Here is a 9,123-nt window from a genome sequence, read left to right on the forward strand (position 1 = left end):
TTTAACTCCAAATGATAAATTCCCCCTTATTTTATTTGATAAATGTAGTTATTCTTCTTGAGATACTGTTAATTTATTGTAAAGATTTGGTTTATGAATAGAACAACCGTTATGTTAAGAATCTTTTGTTTATTTGTAAAACTATTGTATTACATAATTGTTTTACCTTTTTTTATGTTATAAAAGGAGTGTCATCCAATATTTCGTTAGTTTCCTTGAAAAGGAAAGTTAAATTCATACATGAAAGGTGTTGTTTATTTTGTAAAATCCACCCCTCAGCAGCATGATTTTGGTTTAAATCCATTTAGTCCTTTTGTGAAATATATCGGAACCCAAAAAGTAAAAAATGTAATATTCCTCATCGGTGATGGAATGGGTTTTTCTTATACCACCGGACTGCGTTATTTTAATCATGATTCTCAACAAGGATTAATGAACCCCACTATATTTGACCAATTCTTTGTTGGCTCTCAATCCACTTACTCATTAGATACTGAAAGTAATATCACAGATTCGGCAGCAGCTGGTACTGCTTTATCGACAGGGTATAAAACCTATAATGGAGCTCTCGGTTTAAACATTGATAAACAAACCGTACCAACGATCTTAGAATATGCTAAATTTCGCGGCAAATCTACTGGTCTTGTGGGAACGAGCCAGATTAATCACGCAACATTGGCAGCCTTTGCCTCGCACATCGAATCGAGAGAGCAATATGATCAAATTGCCGATGACTATCTGGATGAACGAATAGAAGGCAAACAGAAAATTGATGTGATGCTCGGAGGAGGAACCTCATATTTCGTCCGAAAAGATCGCAATTTAGTAGAAGAGTTTGTAAAGAATCAATTTGGCTATGTGACAAATTTACAAGAGCTTTTAGCAAATAAAACGGAGCAGCTGCTGGGCTTATTCGCTCCTATTGAACTGCCAAAACAGATTGACCGCGGTCTGGCTGTCCCATCCCTTGCTCAAATGACAAAAGCCGCCCTTGAACGCTTGAAGCAAAATTCCAATGGTTTCTTTCTTTTGGTAGAAGGAAGTCAAATCGATTGGGCGGGTCATGACAATGATATCGTGGGGGCAATGAGCGAAGTGAAAGACTTTGAGGCGGCCTTTAAAGAGGCAGTCAAGTTTGCCTTAAATCGTGATGATACGATTGTTATCGCGACAGCTGATCACTCAACCGGAGGGATGAGCATCGACCGAAATGATAATTATAAATGGAACCCAAGTGTCATTAAATCGATTACATCAACTCCCTTTGTGATTGCTGAACGATTGCATGAAACAAAAGATATGGAGACATTAAAGCATCATATGCACTTTACATTACATGAAGCGGACTTGAAAATCATCCAAACAACGTTGGAATTGGAAGTGGAAGATACAAAGCAGGCGCTGATTAACATCATCAATCACTATTCCAGCACGGGCTGGACAACAAAAGGACATACGGGAGAGGATGTCCCTATTTATGCCTATGGTCTAAATAGGCATTTGTTTAGCGGCAGAATGGAAAATAGTGAAATTGCAAAGATTCTTTTTCAGATTATTGATTAATAGAAAGCTAATAAGAGGAGACGGATTGAAATGAATTTTATTCACCACCCTTTTAAGGAGAAGAAACTGTCACCTGAGCCTTCGGTCCACTTAACAAGTCATATCACAAATAGCTATGCGGGAGATTGGACATCCATTGGCCCGAGGAATATTATCATTGAATCTAAAATTGGTGATTATACCTATACAATGGATGATGTAACCATCAACTATGCGGAAATTGGAAAGTTTTGCTCGGTAGCTTCCCATGTCTGTATCAATCCCGTCCATCATCCAATTGATCGTGTAACCCAGCACCACATGACCTATCGCCGCATCTCATATGGATTTGCAAAGACGGACGATGAGGAAATTTTTGACCGGCGCCGGTTAAATCGTGTAAAAATCGGTCATGATGTTTGGATTGGTCATGGGGCCATCATCATGAAAGGTGTCAAGGTCGGTACAGGCGCCGTCATTGCGGCAGGAGCTGTCGTTACCAAAGATGTCGAGCCTTATACTATTGTTGGCGGAGTTCCAGCAATACCGATAAAGGAACGCTTCTCCAGAGAGATTGCAGATAAATTGCAGCAAATCGCCTGGTGGAATTGGCCGAGGGATATGATGGAAAAACTCTTTTATGATCTGAATGATGTGGAAACGTTTCTTGAGAAATATGGAAAATAAATGAATGATTATCTGTAAGCATGCGGTGTATCCTAGACGGGTAGACCGTTCTTATAATTTTAGATTTATTTTGACATACAGGGTATGTTCAACACAAAACAGCGCAGAGTTTAAACGGCGCTTCTGAAACAGAAATAAGCATCTTCTCTATCGGAAGATGCTCGATTATTATTAAAATCCATCAATCCTGCTTTGGAAAATGAAAAGCATATAAGCAGTGCAGGAAGTCATCAAATGGTAGGGATGATTCACCTTCATATTCACCATTACCGGTAACGCTTGTTCTAATGGAGTTTGCCCACACTTGAAGACTGTCATTATTCGGGTTGTAAAAATAAACGCGAATACAGCCCTTTGAGTCTGGCTTCACTCTTTGAATAAGTATTGCATGAGCTCCAAGCGCTTGACCAGATTGGTTGTAAATTGTAATACCGGCTGGCTGAGGGAGGCCATCATTGACGTTTGGATTGTTTGATGGGTGATAGTGCTGGCGGAATTTGGCTTTAAACTCTAGGTCACTGAATGCATCTGAAAACTCTGTCCATATTCCTTTTAAATGAAAAGAGGGATTGATCCATTTATGGGGATCACACTCGCGTCCTTGGGCAGCCTTTAACATCTCAAAATAGATAGAATCAAGATGTGGAATTAAGAGTAATGATACAGTATCAATATTGTCCTGGTCACTCAGATAAATGTGCGGGAGTGTATCAGAAGAAATGCTTCTTTCCTCGAAATTTATGGTGATTTTTCCCTTTTCCAAAAAATCATTAAACATTTTGAGCAGCATGACAGGCTCTTTTTGTGACCAATAGCTGAGGGCTCTTGTCGATTGGCATGTCGGGTTAAACCCTTGGCCAATCCCCAGCGGCTGCCCTAAAATGCTTATGACTTCCGAAACTAGGAGGGAACGAAGTTTATCTTTATCTGTTATTTTATGAACGGCTTTAAGCGTGTTTTTAATCTTATCATGAAGAGGCACTTGTAAAAGCCTTTCGATTTCACTGATGAATTCACTCGTAAATATATCTCTTTGTAGAAGGCGTAATAAACCATAAATGCTTCTTCTTGTTTTGATTGTAATGGCAGAATGGATGAGAGAAGAAATAACTGGCAGATTCAAACGCAGGTTTTCCCTGGATGTATTGTCCACACACAGTATACTCTGAAGCAAATCGGTTTTTTCTTTATTTATATAGGTTAAAAATAACGCGTGGAACGGAGAAACAAGCCCGGTTTGGTTCATGGAAGCCCGCAGCTGGCTGGCTTCCCGGATTAGTAATAAATCATTACTGGACTTCAGTTTATTTTCATAATTTTTAATAGTTGATGCTGCCGCCAAATCAGCGGGAGAATATACGGCATTTTCGTAATGAAATAGGCTTGAGTCTGCTTGATCAACGGAGCTGGCTAATCTTTTAGCGCTGGCAATCAATTTCAGGATTTTGTTTGTAACAATAGGTCTTTGGACGGCAAGATTATCGATTTCCTGATATAGGCTTTGAAAAACAAGCGGCGAAAAACAGTGGTCTGAGATAAATCTTAAAATTTCGGACGCTTGTTGATCCTTGTGAAGCTGCATGACTCGATTTTCTTCGGTCTCCTTCAATAACAGCAGATCCAAGTTTAAAGCCATAACCTTCGTTAAAAATTCAGCAGCTTCTTGCGCCGACATTTCTGGATGCACATAGTCACCTCTGGCAATGGCGAGAATTCTAAGTTCGCTTAATGCCTCGGCTGCTGAAGCATTACCACCAGCATGGAGGGTGCCTCTAACAAGAACGGGATTGAGCTTGCGGACATTCTCCCATGGCTTTCCGGCAAACAGCCCAGCTTCATCAAAGAGATGCGCATATTTATACATCTTGGCTATTCCATTCGGTTCTGTGAGAAGGGCAGCTGCTTCTCCAAGAACGGCTTGTTGAAATAAACTTTTATTTAAGGCAGAAGTTTGCGATAGCTGTTTAAGAGCTTTTTGAAAAGAATTCTCTGAAGTAAATAGAAAAAGTCCCATATGTCCATTTCCTTTCCAAAAAATTTCCTTTACAGTATCGTATTGGCAATAATGAGAATGACTTAATAGGTGAAAAACAAATGCATCGATCAGACAAAGAAGAGATGGCGCTTCAGCTAAAGTTACCAGGTGAACTGAGGAAAGTTAAATTGCAAGGAGAGATGGTTTGTTTAATAGTATGAATATTCTTTAAATTAAAGTTTTTATTAAATTAATTTAACACATAATAATTGATATTTCAAATATAAAATCCTCTTTTTTGTTTGAACAGCCCTTAGGAGATGGGGAGGGGGCCAACAAGAAACCCCCGTCCATTAATACAAAAAAAGGACCCCGAAATGATATTTCGGGTCATATGAATTTAGGGGCTTATTAATATTTTACTAACCTTTCAACTTCATTATGGATGCGTGTTTCTGTTTCAAGAATTTCTTTAATGATGTTAACTCCATTTTCCAATACTGCCATTGATACAGTAAGCGGTGGTAATAACCGAATGACTTTCTCTCCGGCTGGCAATGCGAGAAGCCCCATATTTCGAAGCTTGGCTAATAGTGCCGTTACGGGTACTGTGCATTCGATTCCGGCCATCAGCCCAAGTCCTCTTATCTCCCGGATTATGCTTAAGTGTTTTAGATTATGTAACTGTCTAAAGAAAAAATCACTTTTATCAACTACTTCATCTAAAAATTCCTTTTTAAATATGGTCTCCATCGTAGCAATAGCTGCTGCTATCGAGACTGGGTTTCCGCCGAAGGTTGAGCCGTGGCTTCCCTCACCAAAATATGGTGCAAGTTTTTCCTTCCCAATTACAGCCCCGATAGGAAATCCGCTTCCTAATCCTTTCGCTGATGCAATGAGATCTGGGTCTAGGCCAAAGTGCTGGAAGGCGAAGGGTTTCCCAGTTCGGCCAATTCCTGTTTGGATTTCATCAATGATAAAAAGTGCACCGTACTGTTTACAAAGCTCTTGGACAACTAGTAAAAATTCCTTATTCCCAACATGGATGCCGCCTTCACCCTGTATGACCTCAATCATAACTGCAGCAGCATCATTTCCAATTTCTTTTTTTATGGCTTCGATATCATTGTATGGAACATACACAAATGTTTCGAGCATGGGCCCAAAACCGTGCTTTATTTTATCTTGGCCAGTTGCTGACATTGCTGCAAAGGTGCGTCCGTGAAAGGAATCTTTAAAGGTGATGATTTTCGTTTTTCCTGTAGCTTTACGTGCCAGCTTAATCGCTGCTTCGTTTGCTTCGGCCCCGCTATTGGCAAAGAAAACCCGATCAAGCCCGGAAGCTTCAGCAAGCATTTTTGCGGCTGTCTCTTGGGTGCTGCTTTGGAATAGATTCGAAACGTGCCAATATTGATTGAGCTGTTTAAGTACGGCTTCTTCAACATTTTTGGGGCGGTGTCCAAGATTACAGACCCCTATCCCTGAAGTGAAATCAAGATAACTTTTTCCATTTTTATCTATCATCATACTGCCGCCGGTAATTTCAGGTTCAATCTCCCAGCGTGAATAGGTAGGGAATAAGTGACTCATTTTGTAATCGGCTCCTTTTGAAAAATTTTCGTACCGTTCCATTTTCCATTTTCAAAAAATGCTTTTTTACCGGAAACAATCATGACGCTTTCAACGCCGGTTTCTACAGCATTAAGCGCTGATTGAACTTTCGGAATCATCCCGCCGCTAATTTCACCTTTTTCAATATATGCATTGACATCTTGCATGGAAAGGCTGCTTGCAAGCGAGCCGGCAATGAAAACGCCATCCACATCGGTAACAAAAAGGCATTGTTCAGCCCGAAGGGTCTTCGCCACTTCAACTGCCGCATAGTCTGCATTAATATTAAGCTTTTGTCCGTCTTCAGCAATGCCGATTGGGGTAACGACTGGAATGTAGTTTCCATTCATGGCAAGATGAAGGATTTGTGTATTCACCTTAATGATTTCGCCAACATACCCAAGCTCTTCCAGATTTATATAATCAGCTTGTAAACAATATCCATCGCTTCCATGGATGCCGATTGCATTGAAGTTGTACTGTTGGAGCATTTCCACCAGCTTTCTGTTCGTAAGGCCTGATAGTACAATTTCAGCAATTTTTAATGTCTGCTCATCCGTTTTACGCAGCCCATTTACAAATTGAGGTTCTACCTTGAATAATTCGAGCATTTTATTAATATCTGGACCGCCGCCATGGACGAAGACAAGTTGAAACCCGAGGTTCTGCAATTCGGAAATACTTGTGAAAAAGGAGGAGTTCAATTCGTCCAAAACACTGCCGCCGCATTTGATAACAATATATCGCATCTCCAATTCACCGGCCCTTACGTACGATAGCTGGCATTGATTTTGATATAGTCATAGGAAAGGTCACAGCCCCAGGCTTTACCGGTTCCTTTCCCCACATGCAGATCAACCAAAATCTTAATAAATGGCTGATTCAAATAATCGCGCGCTTCGTCCTCTGAAAACATACATGGTACACTATTTTCCAGCATCTGGATCGGGCCGATAGCAATATCGACTGTATAAGGGTTAATCGCTGCTTTTGTCTGTCCAATTGCGCCAATAATCCGTCCCCAGTTGGCATCTGCCCCAAATATGGCTGTTTTGACTAAATTTGACCCAACAATTTGTTTGGCAACAAATCTTGCTTCCTCAGGATCCCTTGCCCCTAATACCTCAACCTCCACTAACTTTGTAGCTCCCTCACCATCCGTGGCAATTTGCTTGGCTAAATTTTCACAAGCCTTTGTTAAAAGCTCAACAAATGTCTCCCATTCAGGATGCTCAGGAGTTAACGGATCATTCTCTGCCAGCCCATTCGCCATTACGAGAACCATATCGTTGGTAGACGTATCTCCGTCCACGGTAATTTGGTTAAATGTAAAGTTGGTTACCTGTTTTAAGGCTGTCGATAAATGACCAGGCGAGATAGCGGCATCGGTCGTTAAGAAACCAAGCATGGTAGCCATATTTGGATGAATCATGCCCGAGCCTTTGGCCGCTCCGCCAATTGTAATGGTTTTGCCATCAATGGTGCTTGAGTAACCGCAGCTTTTCCTCACGATATCGGTTGTGAGAATAGCAGTTTGAAAGTCTATTGCATCACTGCTTTCATTGCCTGGTGATAATAATTGAATGCCGTTTTCGATTTTATCCATTTCCAAGAACTGACCAATGACACCTGTCGAAGCAACTGCTACATACGTTTCTTTCAGGTTGAACTTTTCAGATGTTAAGGAGCGCATTTTTAATGCATCCTTGTAACCTCTTACTCCAGTACAAGCATTGGCACATGCACTGTTTACAACAATAGCCTGTAAGATACCTTCATTCTCAATGCTTTCTCGAGTTACTATTAAAGGAGCGGCTTGGAATTGATTTGTGGTATAAACTGCTGCAGCTGAAGCCGGAATTTCACTAATAATAACCCCTAAGTCCTTTTTAGCAAAACGGAGGCCGGCATGGACTCCTGCTACTGTAAAGCCTTGTGGTGACAATATATTCCCATTCTCAATTTCAACGATTTTATCCTGTAACAGTGTTTGCATTCCAAATCCTCCATTTTGTATGAGTTGAAGTTAAAGGTTATGCTTTTACATTAAAAATTCCGGGCTCCTTAAGGATACAAGGGAACAAACTCTAATCCCATTTTTTCATTTAACCCATTCATTAAATTGGCATTTTGAACTGCCTGGCTTGCAGCTCCCTTCATGAGATTATCGATGACAGAAACGATGGTTAACCTGCCAGTTCTCTCGTCAACATGCAAACCAATATCACAATAATTGGATCCGGAAACTTCCTTTACTGATGGGAATTTCCCTTTCTGCCTGATCCTTACAAACGGATGTTGTAAATAGTGTTCTTTATATAATTCAATGAGTCTATCGGTATCCATATTTTCAGATAGTTTTACATAGATGGTAGCCATGATTCCTCTTATGATTGGCAGCAAATGGGTGTTGAAAGTAATTGGTGCAACTTCTGCATCCCAAAGATTCAACTGCTGTTGGATTTCAGGAATATGCTGATGCTCATTTACCTTATAAATTCGGAAATTTTCATTGATTTCCGAGAATAATAGACTTTTAGTTACAGATCTTCCCGCTCCAGAGGCGCCGGATTTTGCATCGATGATGATCATATCAGGGGTAATCAGTCTCTCTTTTACCACTGGTGCAAGACCCAAAAGCGTGGCTGTTGGATAACAGCCAGGATTCGCGATTAATTTGGCATCCATTATTTTTTCTTTATTCCATTCGCTCAACCCATAAACGGCTTTTTCTAATAAACGGCTATCAACAGGTTCGTGTTTATACCACTTTCTATACACTTCGCCATCAGTAAGCCGGAGGTCCCCGGATAAGTCGATAATTTGAATTCCTGTTTCCGCGAAGGCTGGAACAAGCTTACTGGATACACCTGAAGGAGCGGCAATAAAAACGATATCCGAATGCTTCGCTATTTCTTCCGTATCGATATGCTCAAGTTTTAAGTTTGTAATTCCATTCAGATGTGGAAACTCTTGGTCTAATGGAATCTCTTCTCTTGTCGTATGCACGGATTGAATACGAAAAACAGGGTGGTGATGTAAAATGCGAAAGAGTTCACCGCCGCCATATCCAGTAGTGCCGATTATAGATACATTCATTACGATCCTCCCCGAACTGGTCAATCACTGTTCTAAAAGATGGCTGCCTTTTTGATTCGCTGATAAAATCGAAAAATCCGCTGATAAAGTAGATAGATTCGCTGATAAAGTGGTCGAATTCTTTTAGGACCCCTTAATCCGTTGGACACGAAAATGCTTAATTATTACACTAGTAACAAGCAAAATATCGTGAAAGGGGGTCTTTAAAT

At 40.6% G+C, this 9,123-nt stretch carries 7 protein-coding genes; 2 read left to right on the plus strand and 5 right to left on the minus strand.

Features of this window, described 5'->3' with window-relative positions; all coding sequences use genetic code 11:
* Positions 1-240: 240 nt before the first annotated feature.
* On the plus strand, positions 241-1,563 hold the full coding sequence (locus tag PH210_RS29400) for an alkaline phosphatase (protein ID WP_289990252.1): 1,323 nt from the start codon (positions 241-243) through the stop codon (positions 1,561-1,563).
* Between the two features lie 30 nt (positions 1,564-1,593).
* Positions 1,594-2,229, plus strand: a complete 636-nt coding sequence (locus tag PH210_RS29405; protein WP_289990254.1) for a DapH/DapD/GlmU-related protein — start codon at positions 1,594-1,596, stop codon at positions 2,227-2,229.
* A gap of 181 nt (positions 2,230-2,410) precedes the next feature.
* Here the strand turns inward: PH210_RS29405 and PH210_RS29410 are convergent, their stop codons facing one another.
* The 5 genes from PH210_RS29410 to argC all read right to left on the minus strand — a co-directional run bounded on the left by PH210_RS29410 (position 2,411) and on the right by argC (position 8,914).
* A complete protein-coding gene (locus PH210_RS29410) occupies positions 2,411-4,243 on the minus strand; it encodes a hypothetical protein (RefSeq protein ID WP_289990256.1) in 1,833 nt (610 codons plus the stop codon).
* Positions 4,244-4,615: 372 nt separating this feature from the next.
* Complete coding sequence (gene argD, locus PH210_RS29415; RefSeq protein ID WP_289990258.1) at positions 4,616-5,794, minus strand: acetylornithine transaminase; 1,179 nt, start codon at positions 5,792-5,794, stop codon at positions 4,616-4,618.
* The gene (gene argB / locus PH210_RS29420; protein ID WP_289990260.1) at positions 5,791-6,564 is read right to left on the minus strand and encodes an acetylglutamate kinase; all 774 of its coding nucleotides are present in this window, start codon (positions 6,562-6,564) and stop codon (positions 5,791-5,793) included. Before argB ends, argD begins: the two co-directional genes overlap by 4 nt.
* A 17-nt stretch (positions 6,565-6,581) precedes the next feature.
* Positions 6,582-7,811, minus strand: coding sequence for a bifunctional ornithine acetyltransferase/N-acetylglutamate synthase (gene argJ, locus PH210_RS29425; protein WP_289990262.1), 1,230 nt, complete (start codon positions 7,809-7,811; stop codon positions 6,582-6,584).
* A gap of 68 nt (positions 7,812-7,879) precedes the next feature.
* Positions 7,880-8,914 carry an N-acetyl-gamma-glutamyl-phosphate reductase gene (gene argC / locus PH210_RS29430; protein WP_289990264.1) on the minus strand — a complete coding sequence of 345 codons (1,035 nt, stop codon included), beginning with the start codon at positions 8,912-8,914 and terminating at the stop codon, positions 7,880-7,882.
* Positions 8,915-9,123: the final 209 nt, after the last annotated feature.

This window comes from Paenibacillus sp. BSR1-1 (assembly GCF_030403775.1).
In the GTDB taxonomy this organism is placed as follows: domain Bacteria; phylum Bacillota; class Bacilli; order Bacillales; family Cytobacillaceae; genus Neobacillus.

Bases quoted from the DNA above. Each gene is read 5' to 3' on its own strand.
- argC (WP_289990264.1), bottom strand. From the start codon at position 8,914: ATGAATGTATCTATAATCGGCACTACTGGATATGGCGGCGGTGAACTC.
- argD (WP_289990258.1), bottom strand. From the start codon at position 5,794: ATGAGTCACTTATTCCCTACCTATTCACGCTGGGAGATTGAACCTGAA.
- argJ (WP_289990262.1), bottom strand. From the start codon at position 7,811: ATGCAAACACTGTTACAGGATAAAATCGTTGAAATTGAGAATGGGAAT.
- argB (WP_289990260.1), bottom strand. From the start codon at position 6,564: ATGCGATATATTGTTATCAAATGCGGCGGCAGTGTTTTGGACGAATTG.
- PH210_RS29410 (WP_289990256.1), bottom strand. From the start codon at position 4,243: ATGGGACTTTTTCTATTTACTTCAGAGAATTCTTTTCAAAAAGCTCTT.
- PH210_RS29405 (WP_289990254.1), top strand. From the start codon at position 1,594: ATGAATTTTATTCACCACCCTTTTAAGGAGAAGAAACTGTCACCTGAG.
- PH210_RS29400 (WP_289990252.1), top strand. From the start codon at position 241: ATGAAAGGTGTTGTTTATTTTGTAAAATCCACCCCTCAGCAGCATGAT.